At 59.5% G+C, this 14,749-nt stretch carries 17 protein-coding genes; 12 read left to right on the forward strand and 5 right to left on the reverse strand.

The window, feature by feature from the left end; translation table 11 throughout:
* The first annotated feature begins 156 nt into the window (after nt 1–156).
* Complete coding sequence (locus tag OOF89_RS02620) at nt 157–1,761, forward strand: Na+/H+ antiporter NhaC family protein (protein WP_266078179.1); 1,605 nt, start codon at nt 157–159, stop codon at nt 1,759–1,761.
* Nucleotides 1,762–1,815: 54 nt separating this feature from the next.
* Here the strand turns inward: OOF89_RS02620 and OOF89_RS02625 are convergent, their stop codons facing one another.
* Complete coding sequence (locus tag OOF89_RS02625) at nt 1,816–2,481, reverse strand: hypothetical protein (protein ID WP_266078181.1); 666 nt, start codon at nt 2,479–2,481, stop codon at nt 1,816–1,818.
* Nucleotides 2,478–3,071: a hypothetical protein gene (locus OOF89_RS02630; RefSeq protein ID WP_266078183.1), complete on the reverse strand. Its 594-nt coding sequence runs from the start codon at nt 3,069–3,071 to the stop codon at nt 2,478–2,480. The genes OOF89_RS02625 and OOF89_RS02630 overlap by 4 nt, the downstream gene beginning before the upstream one ends.
* A 234-nt stretch (nt 3,072–3,305) precedes the next feature.
* Between OOF89_RS02630 and OOF89_RS02635 the strand changes: the two genes are divergently transcribed.
* Nucleotides 3,306–3,992 carry a pyridoxamine 5'-phosphate oxidase family protein gene (locus tag OOF89_RS02635; RefSeq protein ID WP_266078185.1) on the forward strand — a complete coding sequence of 229 codons (687 nt, stop codon included), beginning with the start codon at nt 3,306–3,308 and terminating at the stop codon, nt 3,990–3,992.
* Nucleotides 3,993–4,034: 42 nt separating this feature from the next.
* Here the strand turns inward: OOF89_RS02635 and OOF89_RS02640 are convergent, their stop codons facing one another.
* The gene (locus OOF89_RS02640) at nt 4,035–4,835 is read right to left on the reverse strand and encodes a ZIP family metal transporter (protein WP_266078187.1); all 801 of its coding nucleotides are present in this window, start codon (nt 4,833–4,835) and stop codon (nt 4,035–4,037) included.
* Nucleotides 4,836–5,111: 276 nt separating this feature from the next.
* On the opposite strand from OOF89_RS02640, the gene OOF89_RS02645 reads away from it, so the two are divergent.
* The gene (locus OOF89_RS02645; protein ID WP_266078189.1) at nt 5,112–6,059 is read left to right on the forward strand and encodes an alpha/beta hydrolase; all 948 of its coding nucleotides are present in this window, start codon (nt 5,112–5,114) and stop codon (nt 6,057–6,059) included.
* Between the two features lie 72 nt (nt 6,060–6,131).
* On the forward strand, nt 6,132–6,527 hold the full coding sequence (locus tag OOF89_RS02650) for a DUF7344 domain-containing protein (protein ID WP_266078191.1): 396 nt from the start codon (nt 6,132–6,134) through the stop codon (nt 6,525–6,527).
* On the opposite strand, the gene OOF89_RS02655 is transcribed toward OOF89_RS02650, so the two are convergent.
* On the reverse strand, nt 6,524–7,018 hold the full coding sequence (locus tag OOF89_RS02655; RefSeq protein WP_266078193.1) for a metal-dependent hydrolase: 495 nt from the start codon (nt 7,016–7,018) through the stop codon (nt 6,524–6,526). The two genes, OOF89_RS02650 and OOF89_RS02655, sit on opposite strands and share 4 nt — an antisense overlap.
* Before the next feature lie 72 nt (nt 7,019–7,090).
* On the opposite strand from OOF89_RS02655, the gene OOF89_RS02660 reads away from it, so the two are divergent.
* The 6 genes from OOF89_RS02660 (at nt 7,091) to ppc (ending at nt 12,858) form a co-directional block, all read left to right on the forward strand.
* The gene (locus OOF89_RS02660) at nt 7,091–7,780 is read left to right on the forward strand and encodes an SDR family NAD(P)-dependent oxidoreductase (RefSeq protein WP_266078194.1); all 690 of its coding nucleotides are present in this window, start codon (nt 7,091–7,093) and stop codon (nt 7,778–7,780) included.
* Nucleotides 7,781–8,040: 260 nt separating this feature from the next.
* Nucleotides 8,041–8,817 carry a magnesium transporter CorA family protein gene (locus OOF89_RS02665; RefSeq protein WP_266078195.1) on the forward strand — a complete coding sequence of 259 codons (777 nt, stop codon included), beginning with the start codon at nt 8,041–8,043 and terminating at the stop codon, nt 8,815–8,817.
* Nucleotides 8,814–9,224: a hypothetical protein gene (locus OOF89_RS02670; protein WP_266078196.1), complete on the forward strand. Its 411-nt coding sequence runs from the start codon at nt 8,814–8,816 to the stop codon at nt 9,222–9,224. The genes OOF89_RS02665 and OOF89_RS02670 overlap by 4 nt, the downstream gene beginning before the upstream one ends.
* The gene (locus OOF89_RS02675) at nt 9,221–9,745 is read left to right on the forward strand and encodes a DedA family protein (RefSeq protein ID WP_266078197.1); all 525 of its coding nucleotides are present in this window, start codon (nt 9,221–9,223) and stop codon (nt 9,743–9,745) included. The genes OOF89_RS02670 and OOF89_RS02675 overlap by 4 nt, the downstream gene beginning before the upstream one ends.
* A 39-nt stretch (nt 9,746–9,784) precedes the next feature.
* Nucleotides 9,785–10,114 carry a transcription factor S gene (locus OOF89_RS02680; RefSeq protein WP_266078198.1) on the forward strand — a complete coding sequence of 110 codons (330 nt, stop codon included), beginning with the start codon at nt 9,785–9,787 and terminating at the stop codon, nt 10,112–10,114.
* 59 nt (nt 10,115–10,173) lie between these two features.
* Nucleotides 10,174–12,858 (forward strand): phosphoenolpyruvate carboxylase, encoded by a 2,685-nt coding sequence (gene ppc, locus OOF89_RS02685; RefSeq protein WP_266078199.1) that lies wholly within the window; start codon nt 10,174–10,176, stop codon nt 12,856–12,858.
* 47 nt (nt 12,859–12,905) lie between these two features.
* Here ppc and OOF89_RS02690 read toward each other — a convergent pair whose 3' ends face one another.
* On the reverse strand, nt 12,906–13,736 hold the full coding sequence (locus tag OOF89_RS02690) for a ZIP family metal transporter (RefSeq protein ID WP_266078201.1): 831 nt from the start codon (nt 13,734–13,736) through the stop codon (nt 12,906–12,908).
* 84 nt (nt 13,737–13,820) lie between these two features.
* On the opposite strand from OOF89_RS02690, the gene OOF89_RS02695 reads away from it, so the two are divergent.
* Both OOF89_RS02695 and OOF89_RS02700 read left to right on the forward strand, forming a co-directional pair.
* The gene (locus tag OOF89_RS02695; RefSeq protein ID WP_266078203.1) at nt 13,821–14,063 is read left to right on the forward strand and encodes a hypothetical protein; all 243 of its coding nucleotides are present in this window, start codon (nt 13,821–13,823) and stop codon (nt 14,061–14,063) included.
* 4 nt (nt 14,064–14,067) lie between these two features.
* The gene (locus tag OOF89_RS02700; RefSeq protein WP_266078205.1) at nt 14,068–14,748 is read left to right on the forward strand and encodes a YqjF family protein; all 681 of its coding nucleotides are present in this window, start codon (nt 14,068–14,070) and stop codon (nt 14,746–14,748) included.
* The last annotated feature ends 1 nt before the right edge of the window (nt 14,749 follow it).

Below are 14,749 nucleotides of genomic sequence, written 5' to 3' on the forward strand. Positions count from 1 at the left end.
GTAGCTCGTTTCACTCGGAGTTCGTAGACGACCGGTTCGACGATGGCGATATCCTCGTTGAGACGCTCTATTCTAAATCAAACTTATTAATTTATTTTGAACTGGTAAATATATTATGAATAACCGATTTTAGTGTGGTGTGTGTATCCGCTTAGCATGGCATCAGATTTCGGAGCACTGTCGCTGTTACCGCCGCTGTTGGCTATCGTATTGGCCATCGCCACGCGCCGAGCAATGCTGTCGCTGTTCATCGGCGTCTGGGTCGGTGGCATCATCTACTCCGGCAGTATCGGCGTCGCACAGATGTTCGACTGGATTATCGATTCCATCGGCGCGAGCACGTTCAACGCGAAAATCCTCGTGTTTACCCTGCTGTTAGGGGCCGGCATCGCGCTTATTTGGCGGTTAGGTGGTGCGTTCGCGATTACGCGCTTTGCCACCCGTAAAATCGATTCACACCGCAGAGCTGGCATTACGACGTGGTTGCTCGGACTCCTCTGGAACTTCGACGATTACGCCAACAACGCCATCGTCGGCAGTTCGATGAAGGACATCGCCGACGAGATGCGGATGTCCCGCGAGAAGCTGGCGTACATCCTCGACTCGACCGCCGCGCCGATGGCGACCATCGGGCTGTCCAGCTGGGTCGCGTTCGAAATCGGCCTTATCAGGAACCAGTACAAGGAACTCGGCATCCAAGGGGAAACACCCACTGCGGCCACGACGTTCCTGCAGAGTATCCCGTTCAATATGTACTCGATACTCGCGTTGGCGATGGTCGGTATCATCGTCGTCACACAGCGGGATTTCGGCGAAATGCTCGACGCCGAAAACCGCGCACAGCGCACCGGAAACGTCATCCGTGAAGAGGCGAATCCGCTCCAAAGTATCAAAGAGGACTTGGGAGAACCCGTACTGGACAACGCACCCCTTCGGATGTTCTTCCTCCCAGTATCCGTGCTGGTCGCCACCGTTATCACCGGTGCGGCGGTAACCGGGTATGCTCCGGATCGAAATCTCGTGCAGATATTCGAGAACACGGACATCGCGGGTGCACTCGTGTGGGGTTCGTTCGGGATGGTCGCGACATCCATCGTGCTGTCGCAGGTTCACGATGCGATGAGTCTCGATGAAACGATGGACACGGTTCTGGACGGATTTGCAACGATGCTTCCGGCGGTCAGTATCCTCGTGCTGGCGTGGTCGATCGGTTCCGTTGCCAGCGCGCTCGGCACCGGCCAATTCGTCACGGGACTCGCCAAGGGAGTCGTCTCACCGATACAGCTCCCCGCCATCATCTTCCTCACCTCGGCGTTCATTTCCCTCGCCATCGGTACGTCGTGGGGAACGATGTCGATCATGACGCCGATCGTGATACCACTGGCATGGAACATCGGTGGCAATTCGCCATCGTTCATCGCCGTCGCCGTCGGTGCGATGTTCAGCGGTGCCATCTTCGGTGACAACTGTTCGCCAATTTCGGACACCACCATCCTCGCATCGACGTTCGCGGGGTCCGACCACATCGACCACGTCCGCACGCAGATGTACTACGCAGGAACCGTCCTCATCGCGACGGCGGTTATCTACCTGCTGTACGGGCTCACGAACCTCAGTCCACTCGTGCTCCTTCCGTTGGGAATCGTGGTGCTGTTCGGACTGGTCTATGCGTTCTCGGAGATAGACGCGAAGCGCAAGAACATCTCCGCGAAGCCGGGATCGAAACAACATTCGAAACCCAACGTGACCAGCGACGACTGAGTAGCATCGAAAGGGTATCTGCCACCCGGTTTTCTCACCATTCGAAGCGAAACGTTACTCCGCGGTCCGTCCCGACAGCGTCTCCGATAGCTGTTTGCTTACGCCGGAGAGGTACGCAGTTCCCCAGATGGCGACGATGAGCGCCCCCATCGTGTTGTAGAAGAGATCGAGCACCGTGTCGTCCAATCCGTACTGTGTGAGGATTTTGCCGATGTCGAGAAGACGGCCGATTTCGGCCGTGAGGAACTCGATGAGTTCCCAGACGACGCCGAAGGCCATGACGAACACGAGCAGGTAGATGAACATGAACCGTGGTGTCAGGTTCAGCCCATCGGTATACTCGTCGATCGCGCGTGCTGTGGCGTACGCGGCCGCGGCGACGAGCGACGAGGAGAGCGCGTGAGTCATATGGTCCCACCACCACACCGACTTGTACGCACTCAGGTCGATGATTCCCGGAATCTGGAGCGTGCCGAACGCGTGGAGGAACATCGCGGTGGTAATCCACAGGACGAGGCCGACATCCATCGTGATGCCGTAATCACGTTTCAACAGCGCGGGCAGTTGCGTGACGACCAGTCCGAGGAACGCGTTGACGATAATCCCGGTGTTCCCCTGCCAAATCCCCGCGACGAGGATTCCGACGAGTCCGATCTGCATCACGCGGACGAGTTGGCCCTGTCGCTCCTTCGAAAGGCGGAGCCGTTCGCGTATTTTCATGCGTACTCCACCTCCTCCGCGAAACGAGCGTCGGCGCGTTCCCGTCGCCGGAAGTACCAGCGGAAAACGCCCCCAGCGATAAGTCCGCCCACGGTCGCTGCGATGAAAACGTACATCAACTGATCGTTCGTTCGCACGAACGGCGTCCCCCACATATCGTGTGCAAAGCCGGCACCGACCGCCCAGAACCCGGCTACTGCCATCGTCGTGATAACGACGAAAAACACCGCAAACCCCGGCGTCATCCGAACGGCGGTAAGCAGATGGAGATCCACGACGAGCAGCAGAGCCAGCGTAGCGATGGAAAGCGCGGAGACGAACTCCGTGGCGACATCCGGGCGAAAAACGCTCACCGCAAGTGGGAGGGCTGCAACCAGGAGGAACGGAAACGGAAGCATCTCCCGCCACGACCGACTGGCGACGGCCGGAGCGATTCCCACCGCGACGATCGCTATCGCGAACCCCGCCACGACCAACTGGTCGGACAGGATAGTTATTGTGGCAAGCGAAGCGACGATTCCGAGCAGTAACCACGACAGTGTGGCGTTCAACCCCGTATCCCGAACGAACCAATCCTCCAATTGCGTCATCTGTGTCCCCCACCGAGGATAGTTGCACCGCCGAACGGATTCCGTATCCTCGCCCGGTAGACGACGGTCCGGAACATAAGCGCGATTTCCCTCGTTCAGTCACGTCGCTGGGATACGTTTTCCTCACGGTCGACGGAATCGACCGGAGACGACGGACACCAGCGGCCTCGTGCTGACCGACGAGGAGGCGGAACAATGACAACCCATTTGCGTCGATGCGCCCGAGTAACGGCTATGGAATCGCCAGAAAACGGCGACAGGAAGGGTTTAGGGGACGGCGGCAAGCGATCGAGAAACGAACGAAGGCGGCCGGAAGACGAGCAGCGGCGGCCGGGAGACGATAACGAGTCGTCGGAGGGGGAGACGAAACGACCGGGAAGCGACGGGGAGCACGAACTGCAGGAGGAGTTCGAAACGGCGGAACGTGCGCTCGCGTTTTACGAAAACAGCATGCACGACCACGTCAACGGGACGATGCAGGAGTTCATCGACGACCGCATCATGTTCTTCCTTTCGACGGCGGATGGAAACGGCGAAACGGACTGTTCGCCGCGGATCGGACCCGAAGGGTTCGTTCACGTATTAGACGAGAACCGACTCGCGTATCCCGAGTTTCGCGGCAACGGCGTCCACGCCTCGTTGGGCAATATCGAGGAAAACCCCCACGCGACGATGCTCTTCATCGACTGGTGGGACACCACCGTCGGACTCCACGTCAACGGTCGCGCCTCGCTCCGTGAGGAGGTGCCCGAAATCGAGAACCCCCCGAAGACGGATCGACTGAAGGGATGGGTCGTCCTCGAAGTCGAGGAAGCGTACATCCACTGTGCGAAACACATCCCACAACTCAGCATCGAGGAGTTCGACCCGCCATGGGGAACGGACGACCCCGAGGCGAAACTGACCGGATATTTCGAGTGAACGTTCGTGTCGTGAGTGTTACGAAATCGACCTCCCTCCGTCCTACAGTGATCCGAGCGTCACGTCGAGATAGAGCATCACGACGATACCGACCATCATTCCGAGAGTCGCCGCACGCTCGTTTCCGCGAGCGTGTGTCTCGGGGACGATTTCGTCGCTGATGACGAACAGCATACCGCCAGCGGCGAACCCCATCGCGTAGGGGAGGATCGGCATCGCGACCTGTACCGCGAGAGCACCGAAGACGGCGAGGGGAATCTCGACCAGTCCGGCCCGAATGCCCGCGACCGACGCGTAGAACAGCGACCCCAGCCCGGCGTTTCGTGCGGCGACGGCGACTGCGAGTCCTTCCGGAATGTTTTGAATCCCGATCGCGAGCGTCAGCGCGAGCGCATCCCCGAGATTGCCGCCCCCGAATCCGACGCCGACGGCGAGTCCCTCGGGCATGTTGTGAAGCGTGATGGCGACGATGAACAGGAGGATGGAGGCAGTCCTGGGGTCGTTGGTACCGTTCGATCGAACGTCGCCCGTGATAACGACGTGGACATGGGGTACCCACCGGTCCGCCCGGTCGAGAACGAGGACGCCGAGCGCGAACCCGACGACGACGGGAACGATACCACCGGCGTCGATACCGGGGAGAATGAGGCTCGTGAAACTCGCGGATAGCATGACGCCCGCGGCAAATCCCAGTGCCGAGTCCAGCGAGCGTTCGGAAGGGTTCTGCCAGATGAGGACGAGGAGTGCGCCGAGAGTGTTCAACACCGCGATGATGATGCCCCCAGCCAGTCCCCAGAGAGTGCGGTTATGTCCGACGACTTCGACGAACAACTGTTCCAACATGGCCTTCGAGTCGTCCTATCAAACGAATCGAGACGACAAAAACCCCGCCGTCGAATGGGCATGAGAGTCATGGTCACCGAGGTTGACTGACGTGTATGGGGGTTTGTGACATCTGCGAAACGCGCAAATCGAATGGGACGAAGTTAGTCGGCCGCACAGGGGAGCTGTGGGTATGTCGTGGCTGTATGATGCGGGCAGTGACTGGAAAGAAGGAGGAACTGTCGTTCATGAACTGGTAACCGAGTTTTATGTCGCTCGTCGTCGTGGTGAAACCCAATGACGAGTACACGGGCGGGCGAAGCGTTCGAGGAGTCGTCGGAGACGCGCGAACTGTCGCGTCTGCGGTACGCGAAGAACAACGCTGACTTCGAGAGCAACGGCACGCGATGTGCGGGATGGCTGTACACGCCGGAAGGCGAAACGAAACCACCCGTCGTCGTGATGGCGCACGGCTTTGCCGGGGAGCGGACGTTCGGTCTACCGACGATTGCAAAGCGGTTCGTCGCCAGCGGGATTGCGGTCTTTCTCTTCGACTATCGGAACTTCGGGGATAGCGACGGGGAACCCAGAAACCTCGTGAGCTCGACTCGGCACGTCGCCGACTGGGAATCGGCCATCGATCACGTTCGCAGTCTCGACGCAATCGATCGGCGAAATATCGCATTGTGGGGGACATCCTACAGCGGTGGTCACGTTATCGAAGCGGCGGCAGGAGACCACCGAATTACCGCCGTCATCGCGCAAGTTCCCTTCGTGGATGGACGAACGGTTGCTCGGAATGCGGGAGTGAAGACGCTACTGAAAGGGATGGTTGCCGGTATCCGCGACATCGTTCGGAAATACACTTTTCGGAGTCCGTACACCGTACCGGTCGTCGGCGACACGGGCGAGTTCGCCGTAATGAATACGCCCGGTGCGAAAGCGGGTATGATGCATCTCGTTCCCGACCCACCGGTGTGGGAAAACGAGGTTCCGGCGCGCGTGTTTTTCGATATTCCGCGTTACCGACCGATTTCGGTGGTCGAGGACGTCCCGTGTCCGATACTCTTCGTGGCAGAGCGGGACGACGAAATCGTTTCTGCAGCCTCGGTCGAGGAGGCGGCGGAGAAAGCCGACGCACCCTATATCGAACTTCCCGGCGGGCATTTCGAGGTGTACGACTCGACACTCGACTCGGTGGTAGGCTACGAGATTGCGTTCCTTGACGAACACCTATCGGAATGACAACCACTGAGAATCACTTCGGCAAAGAGTGTTAATTTTATATACCTATGTCTTGTATTTTAGTATAGGAACATGGTACAAACTGTGGACGAACGGAATCAATGTGGTACGTCCGAGGGGCAAAACGAAATCGTATCGCTCGACGATGTCTTCGAAGTCCTCACCTCTCCCCAACGACGGGCAATATTGTACGTTCTGTGTCAGTATCCGAACCCGATGAACGTTTCCGAGTTGGGAAAACGGGTAGCGACGGCAAACTGCAGCGGAGGCGACGTCGTTTGCCGGGAACAGCTCGTCACAACTCTGCACCACGTCCATCTTCCAAAGCTCGAACAGTTTTCATTGGTAAACTACGACCGAGAAACGAACATCGTCGAGCCGAACCCATTACCGCGACGTCTCAAACGGTGTCTACGATTCGCGGCCGAAGACGAAATGCGGGAAAACGTGGAAGACGCGACGGCTTAACCGAAACTACGGCCGAGAACCCAGGCACTCGTTGCGAGCATCACCCCGACGGCGAAGAGCAGATAGTTCGCCGTCGGGTCGCTCGATAGCGTGATAGCGAGCGTATAGTGGCGGTCGGAGACGGGCCAGAACGGTCGAATTCCCATCGGAGTTATCACATCGGCGAGGAGATGAGAGACGATAGCGAGCGTACCGATCAGTAGCCCGAACAGGGCACACCACATACCAGCGGGGAACCCATTCGTGAATCCGGCGAAAAGACCACCAACGATACCAGCAACCAGTCCGACGAGAAGGGCGAACAGGAGGGAGTGTGTCGGTCCACGATGGTCGAGTCGGGTCGTCTTCGAATCGAGGTCGGGGAGCATCGTTAGAACGAGAACTCCACTCCCACCGAGGAGCGCGAGGTCTAAGAGGCCAACTGCGACGAGAACGCCGCCGATCGGCGCATAGAGCGCGAGCGCGACACCGTAATGACCCGGCCGGTACATGGGTACGCCACGAGTCGAATCCGGTTAATCCCGACGGAAACCTGTTTTACACGCCCACCCGTTTGACCCCGCATGGACGGATTGACGGCGGTCGTCACGGGTGGAACACGAGGAATCGGGCTGCAGGTATCGCGTGCGTTCGCCGGAAAAGGCGCGAGCGTCGCGCTCTGCGGACGTAACGCGGATGCGGTAGACGCGGCCGTCGAGGATATCGAAGCGATGGGTGGAACCGCGGTCGGACTCCGGGGCGACGTGCGCGACGAGTACGACACGGAGCGACTGATGGAAACCGCGGCCCGGGTCGGCAACGGAGGCATCGACATAGTCGTAGCAAACGCGGGCGTCTACCATGGAACGCCGGGCGAAACACCACTTACGTCCGAGGCATACGCGTCCTTCGACGATACGCTCCGGACGAACTGTCGAGGAGTGTTTGCGACGGTTCGGGAGTCGTTGCCACATCTCACGGAAGACGCTCGCGTCGTGGTTCCGACGGGCGGAATCGGTCATAAAACGATGGCGGGATACGGTTCATATGCCGTATCGAAAGCGGGAGTGGAGGCGTTGGTTCGCGGATTTTCGGCGGAAATCGACCAGACAGTCGTCGGACTGGACCCCGGTGTGGTTGCCACGGAAATGATGGGAGAAGACGGTCGAGACCCCGAAGCGGTCGCCGAAATGTTCGTTTGGGTAGCGACGGAGGCAGAGGGCGTGAACGGTGAGATCGTTGACTTGAAGGAGTGGCGACAAGCGACGCGGTAGCGGATTCGAGAAAACGCGGTCGGTTTCGTCGGCGAACGGTAGACGCCGGAGAAAGCAGCCGAGTCCGGCGCTGCAACGCGCACACCGTTCCATCGTGACGCTATGGTCCGCTTCAGCGAGACGGGACCGTAAACGAGAACCGCAAACCACGTCGATGGTTCCATCGTTTTATCTTTCAACTTATTTATATTTCGGCCAACTCTCGGTATCGGGTAGAGCCGAAACGTTAAGTCAAATGTGTGAGAAAAGGAGTCTATCCGATGGCGAGTGACGATGGAGGACGGACGGTCACGCCGGAGCTTCCCGACTCGGTATCGCAGTGGCTAAACGAGAAAGCAACCGAACTTGGACGCTCCCGCCAGCAACTGCTCTCGGACTTGCTCGTCGCTCATCGAACACTCGACGAAGACGGCGAAGGAGACGGCGAACTCGACGCACCGCGCGACGAGTTCATGTCGAAACTGATCGATGTGCGCGAACGCGTCGTGCAAGTCAAACGCGAAACGGACGAAAAAGCGCCCGCCGACCACGACCATCCCGTTCTGCAGGCACAACTGGACGAGATTCAGCAGGCTGTCGAAACTCTCGATGCACTCGGCGAACGGGTTGCCGAAAATCGTGAACGCATGGACGGCGGGTTCGAGAACTACGAATCGGTGCTCGATTACGTAATCGAGACGACCGACGAACTGGAAACCAGACTCGACGTGCTCGCCCGTGCACTCGTCTCGGTTCGCGACCAAACGCGAACCCTCGCCACACGTAACATGGCACAGGTTGCCGTTGCCGAACTCGCTCGCACTGCGAATCGGCACGGAGTCGAACGCGCCAACTGCGGCGACTGCGGGACGAGCGTCACCGTCTCACTGCTACCCGAACCGTCGTGCCCGCACTGCGACGCGACGTTCGAGGATATCGAGCCGAAACAGGGATTTTTCGGCTCGAACCGGTTGGTCGTCGGTCGCCCACCCGCGTTGGAGGGTGACACGTTCGATACTACCGTGGACGAGTTACTGGACGAGGTAGCAGAGAAATGACCGACGGAGCGGAGACTGAAAGGAGGGACACAGCGGGGAGCGACGAACCGCTCGCGAGGCTCGCGGCGGAAGCGGAATCACGGCGACATAGCGGGGGGACCGCCGGGGAGTTCGACGACGTCTTCACCGAAACCACCGTAGAAGACACAGACGACCTGTGGGCCGACTTGGAGGCGGAAGACAGCGGTGACCTCGTCGTCTCCGCACCACGCGAGGAGAGCGAGGACGACCGGGACGTTCGGACGATTCCGAAAGCCACCTGTCACGGTTGTCCACATTTCGGCGACCCGCCGACCGTTCACTGTCTGCACGAGGGAACAAATATCATTACGATGGTCGACACTGAGCAGTTCCGCGTGGCCGATTGCCCGATGGTCGTGGACGAGGATACTACACTCACCAGATGAACGGATTCACTGAAACGGCTATCTCTCTCATCCACCAGTACGGCTTTCTCGCCGTCTTCGTATTCGCGTTTCTAGAGTCTTCGATGTTGTTTCCGTTTCTACCCAGTGAACTCGTCGTTCCCGCCGCGGCGGGCGTGTTGGTTCGCGACCCTGTTTCGTTCGTCCTGTTCGTCCTCGCCATGACGGTTGGCACGACCGTCGGCAGTCTCTTCCCGTACCTCGTCGGCCACGGGGGACACGAAGCGCTCGACACGTACGGCGACTATCTGCGGATTTCGGACGACGAGGTAGACCGTGCGAGTCGCTGGTTTCGCAAATGGGGCGAACACTCCGTCCTCTGGGGTCGTCTTCTGCCAGTCCTTCGTTCGATCATCTCGATTCTTGCGGGCTTCGCCGAGATGCGATTTTGGAAGTTCGTCGTCTACACGACGGTCGGCGCGCTCCTATTCAACGTCGCAGTTACGGGATTAGTGTATGTCGGCCGGGACGATCTACTTCACATGCTTTTCGTGCTTTCGTAGTACGTGGTGTTTTTGAGTCTCGGCCCGCTATCCGCGGACATGCAATTCTGCGACGACTGCGGGTCCATGATGAAATCCATGGGATCGAAGATGGTCTGTGCGAACGACGACTGTCAGGCGACGACCGAAAAGGACGAAGAGCGCGCGAAGGAGTTCGTCTCCACCGAGGAACAAGGCGACTCGGAAGTCATCGAAACCGAAGAGGGCGCGGATTTCGAGGGGAAACCGACCGCAACCGACATCACCTGTGACAAATGCGGCCACGGCGAAGCGTGGTACACCATCAAACAGACCGCTTCCGCCGACGAACCGCCGACGCGCTTTTTCAAATGTAAGGAGTGTGGCTACCGCTGGCGGGAGTACAACTGACAGTCGCAGTTTTTGACTTCAGACCGACGTTTTAGGTGTCGGGACCACCACTATATGGTATGCGATTACATACCCGTGACGTAAGCCAAGACGTCCACGAACTCGGCGGTCTGCTTGGCGACGTACTCTCTCGCCTCGGGTCGGAAGAAGCGTTCGAGGCGGTGGAGACCCTGCGTGCCGGATCCATCGATTATCGCCGCGGTAAGACGAGTTCACGGAACGAGATTCGAGACGAGATCAGCCAGCTCTCGCCGGAGTTGGCGGGACACGTCGCCCGAGCGTTCGCGACGTACTTCGAACTCATCAACCTAGCCGAAGAGCGCCAGCGTGTTCGGGCGATCCGCGAAGGAACACAGGAGGGAACGTTGGACGATAGCCTCTGTGCGACAGCCGAAACGCTAGCCGAGGAGGGTGCCGACCCGGAAACCGTTCAGCAGGTACTGAACGACGTGTGTGTCGTTCCGACGTTCACCGCTCATCCGACGGAAGCACGGCGGAAAACCGTAAAGGCGAAACTTCGGTCGGTTGCAACCCTGCTCGCCGAGCTGGACGAGCGCAGACTGACCGACCAGGAGCAAGCCCGGTTGGAGCGAAAACTGGAGAGTGAGGTCGCTGGTCTCTGGGAGACGCGACAAGTCAGAAAACGACGACCGGACGTGACGGACGAAGCGAGAAACGTCCTCTGGTACCTCGAAAACGTCCTGTTCGACATCGTCGGCGAAGTGTACGACGAACTCGACCACACGGTTGGCGAGGCGTTCGATGCCGACGTGCCGGAACTGTTCTCGTTTCGCTCGTGGGCCGGGAGCGACCGCGACGGCAACCCGTACGTTACACCGGAAATCACGGCAGAGACGCTCGAACGGCAGCGCGAGGTCGTACTGGAACGGTACCGCGACGAGTTGAAACGACTGTCCGGCGTTCTCAGTCAGGACGGCGACCGAGTCGAGACGGGCGATCGATTCGATGCGAGTTTGGACAGCGACCGGGAACGGTTTCCCGTCATCGCCAAAACCGCGACTGAACGGTATCCGGACGAACCGTATCGGCAAAAGCTCGCGTTGATGCGTGTACGAATCGACCGCGTGGGCGACGTGCGACCCGGCGGTTACGGCGATGCCGACGAACTGCTCGCAGATGTCACCCTGATTGCCGACAGCCTCCGGCAAAACGGCGGCGAGGCGGTCGTCGAAACGGAAGTCGATCCGCTTTTGCGATGCGTCGAAACGTTCGGATTTTCGCTCGCATCGCTCGATTTGCGCGACCATCAGGAGAATCACACGACGGCGATCGCAGAGGCGTTAGCCCGCGAAGGGTTCGATTACGACTCGATGGACGAGGACGAACGTGTCGAACTGCTCAGCGATGCGATTTTGCAAGACGAATCGATTATCGACCTCGACCCGGACGGACTCTCCGATACCGCGGGACGAGTGCTGACGCTGTTTTCCGAAACCGCCGATTGGCAGCGGGAGTACGGCCAGTCAGCCATCGACACCTACTGCATCAGCATGACGGAAGAAGCGAGTCACGTCCTCGAAGTGCTGTTTCTCGCCGATCAAGCCGGAATCGTCGATTTGCCGGGGTACTGTGGACTGGACGTCGTTCCACTGCTCGAAACCGAGTACGCCCTCTCGGGCGCTCGACGGATCATCGGGACGCTGTTCGAGAACGAAGCCTACACTGCCGCACTCGACGCCCGAGGATGGACGCAAGAAATCATGCTCGGCTACTCCGATTCGAACAAGGAGAACGGGTTCCTCGCCGCGAACTGGAGCCTCTACAAGAATCAGAAACGGCTCGCCGAAATCGCGTCCGAGTACGACGTGGCGCTCCGCCTGTTTCACGGACGTGGCGGATCGATTTCCCGCGGCGGTGGTCCAATGAACGAAGCGCTGCTCGCGCTTCCGCGCGAAACCGTGTCCGGGCAGGTGAAATTCACCGAACAGGGCGAAGCCATCGCGGAGAAGTACGCCAATCCCGCGATCGCAGAACGCAACGTCGAACAGATGCTGGACGCCCAAATACGGGCTCGCTACGAATCGCTTCAACGGGACCGTGAGGAGGTGCCCGACGAGTGGTCGAACCTCATGGATATCGCCGCGGACGCCGCCCGTGATGCATACCGCGACCTCCTCGGCTCCGAGGGGTTCGTCACCTATTTCGAGCAGACGACGCCGATACAGGTCATCGAGGACCTCAACCTCGGGTCGCGCCCCGCCTCGCGGTCCGGCGAACGAACCGTGGAAGACCTCCGTGCGATTCCATGGGTGTTCTCGTGGACGCAGTCCCGCTGTATTCTCCCGGGGTGGTATGCCCTCGCCGTTGGACTCGATGCCGCGATCGAAGACGGCGAGATCGACACCCTCCGGGAAATGTACGAAGAATGGCCGTTCTTCCGGACGACGCTCGACAACGCGACCCTGGCCCTCGCCCGTACGGATCTCGAAATCGCACGAGAGTACGCCACGCTCGCGTCGGACGACCTTCGAGAGGCGTTTTTCCCGCAGTTGGAAGCGGAGTACGAACGTTGTGTCGAACTCGTTACGGACATCACGGAACGCGACGAACTGCTCGAACGAGAATGGCTTCGAAACAGCCTCGGCCGACGAAATCCGTACGTTGACCCACTCAACCTCCTGCAGGTGAACCTCCTTCGACAAACGCATCTCACCGAGACGGAGCGCAGAGCACTCAGGCTCACGGTGACGGGTGTGGCGGCGGGGATGAAAAACACGGGATAACACCTCCACGACAAACGTTACGGACGTGATCGAAAAACCGGTATCGCTCAGGGTTGCGCGATAGTCAACCAGAAGAAGAAGACGACAGCACCGCCGAGCGTCGTGCTGGCGACCGCATGCGTCCTGAGTTTATCGAGGAGGTGATGTGCATCGTCGGAGAGTTGGGCGACCTCGTAGATTTCGCCGCCGAGTTCACAACGCGGGAGGAAATCCATCGCGACGTGGAGGAAGACGCCCGCCGCAAAGCCGAACACGAGACCGTTAACCGCGTCGGTCGAGGGGAGGTCGAGAAGTCCAGAGAGGATGGCTGTGATGCCGACACCGGCCGCGGGAAGGAGGAGAACCGAGGCTGGTTTGCCCGCGCGTTGGAGGCGGTGAGCGGCGACGTAGCCAGCGGGGCCCTTGTGGGAAACGATGGCGAGTCCGAGCAGTAGGCCGAGGTCCGGCATGTTACCGTACACGAGTCCGATGATGGCCCCTGCGGTAAGCGAATGTGCGGTCAGTTCGAGCGCGGCGTGGTCGAAGGGAACGTCCAAGTGCATCAGTCGGTGGCCGATGGTGTGCGCCCCGAAGCCGGTTAAAATACCGAACGCGATACCGAAACCGCCGAATTCCGGATGGTGTCCGATCGCGCCAGGGACGAGGAAAACGGCGGCGCTAGTTATCATCGCGCCGCTGGCCAGTCCAAACGCCCAGACGAGCTTTCTCGCGTGCGTAGATTCACCCGCTCGTGAACCGAGGACGGCGGCACCCGCCATCGCACCGAACGCGACCCATGCAACGGCGAGAACCTTGTACAGCCCCACCGAGAGCGCAACGCCCGAGAGAATGACGAGCGTACCGAATCCGAGAAGACCGATTCGAGACAGTCGTGCCATGTTTATTAAACTCGGTGTTCATCTTATTAAGTCGTCGGTTCTCGGCCACAACATTAATTTATTGTGATAATAACGGGACGAGTAATGCAGACGAAGACGGTTCGAAACATTCTCCCACCTGGTCGTGCAGTGCAAGCATTCGTCCTGGTTTCTTTGTTCGCGGGAACGGTTCCATTCGCGGACGCAGTCGTATCCGGAACGCTTTCGCGTCTCGGGGTTTCCGTCGGCGGTGCCGAACTCTTTCCGTTGCTTTCGATGGCTACGATCGGTACGTCGGCCAGCGTTTCGTTCTGTTGTCTCGCGTGCTGGCGCTCTTTGCAGGCGTAACGTCATGCGTGCACTCCAGTTCGCGTGGCGGGACTGCCTCTTCGTTCACTGGCCGATCGAACGTGACACGCTTCGAACCGCCGTTCCGGACTCGCTCGCACTCGACACGTACGATGGTCAAGCGTGGGTCAGCGCCCTCGCGTCCACTGTCGAGCGGGCTCGACCGCCGGGCGTACCAGCGCGACTCGGACTGACGTTTCCGCAGGTCAACTTCCGAACCTACGTCCGGCTAGGTCACACGCCGGGGGTCTACTTTCTAAGCCTCGATGCCGCCAGTCGGCTCGCAACTCGCATCGCACGAACAGCGTACCGACTGCCGTACTATCACGCGAATATCACCACGGAGGTGGATACCGACTATCACGTTCGAAGTCAGCGTATTCAACCGGGCGCACCGCCGATGGAATTCGAGGCGACCTACGACACCGAAGGGTCGGCATACACGTCGAATTCGGGGTCGCTCGGGAGTTTCCTCGCGGAACGTTACCGCCTGTTCGTCCCGCAGGCGGGACTCACGACACGTATCGAACACGACCCCTGGTATCTGTACCCCACCACCGCCGATGTACGCGCGAATTCGCTGTTCGAGTCGGTTGGACTGACCGAACCGGAAGCGAGCCCCCGCGTTCGATACTGTCCCAGAATGGAATTTCTCGTCCACACACCGACTCGAATCGACGGATAGG

The organism is Haladaptatus caseinilyticus, from assembly GCF_026248685.1.
In the GTDB taxonomy this organism is placed as follows: Archaea; Halobacteriota; Halobacteria; order Halobacteriales; family Haladaptataceae; genus Haladaptatus; species Haladaptatus caseinilyticus.

Coding starts and splice junctions, on each gene's coding strand:
- OOF89_RS02620 (WP_266078179.1), top strand. CDS start 157: ATGGCATCAGATTTCGGAGCACTGTCGCTGTTACCGCCGCTGTTGGCT.
- OOF89_RS02625 (WP_266078181.1), bottom strand. CDS start 2,481: ATGAAAATACGCGAACGGCTCCGCCTTTCGAAGGAGCGACAGGGCCAA.
- OOF89_RS02630 (WP_266078183.1), bottom strand. CDS start 3,071: ATGACGCAATTGGAGGATTGGTTCGTTCGGGATACGGGGTTGAACGCC.
- OOF89_RS02635 (WP_266078185.1), top strand. CDS start 3,306: ATGGAATCGCCAGAAAACGGCGACAGGAAGGGTTTAGGGGACGGCGGC.
- OOF89_RS02640 (WP_266078187.1), bottom strand. CDS start 4,835: ATGTTGGAACAGTTGTTCGTCGAAGTCGTCGGACATAACCGCACTCTC.
- OOF89_RS02645 (WP_266078189.1), top strand. CDS start 5,112: ATGACGAGTACACGGGCGGGCGAAGCGTTCGAGGAGTCGTCGGAGACG.
- OOF89_RS02650 (WP_266078191.1), top strand. CDS start 6,132: ATGGTACAAACTGTGGACGAACGGAATCAATGTGGTACGTCCGAGGGG.
- OOF89_RS02655 (WP_266078193.1), bottom strand. CDS start 7,018: ATGTACCGGCCGGGTCATTACGGTGTCGCGCTCGCGCTCTATGCGCCG.
- OOF89_RS02660 (WP_266078194.1), top strand. CDS start 7,091: ATGGACGGATTGACGGCGGTCGTCACGGGTGGAACACGAGGAATCGGG.
- OOF89_RS02665 (WP_266078195.1), top strand. CDS start 8,041: ATGGCGAGTGACGATGGAGGACGGACGGTCACGCCGGAGCTTCCCGAC.
- OOF89_RS02670 (WP_266078196.1), top strand. CDS start 8,814: ATGACCGACGGAGCGGAGACTGAAAGGAGGGACACAGCGGGGAGCGAC.
- OOF89_RS02675 (WP_266078197.1), top strand. CDS start 9,221: ATGAACGGATTCACTGAAACGGCTATCTCTCTCATCCACCAGTACGGC.
- OOF89_RS02680 (WP_266078198.1), top strand. CDS start 9,785: ATGCAATTCTGCGACGACTGCGGGTCCATGATGAAATCCATGGGATCG.
- ppc (WP_266078199.1), top strand. CDS start 10,174: ATGCGATTACATACCCGTGACGTAAGCCAAGACGTCCACGAACTCGGC.
- OOF89_RS02690 (WP_266078201.1), bottom strand. CDS start 13,736: ATGGCACGACTGTCTCGAATCGGTCTTCTCGGATTCGGTACGCTCGTC.
- OOF89_RS02695 (WP_266078203.1), top strand. CDS start 13,821: ATGCAGACGAAGACGGTTCGAAACATTCTCCCACCTGGTCGTGCAGTG.
- OOF89_RS02700 (WP_266078205.1), top strand. CDS start 14,068: ATGCGTGCACTCCAGTTCGCGTGGCGGGACTGCCTCTTCGTTCACTGG.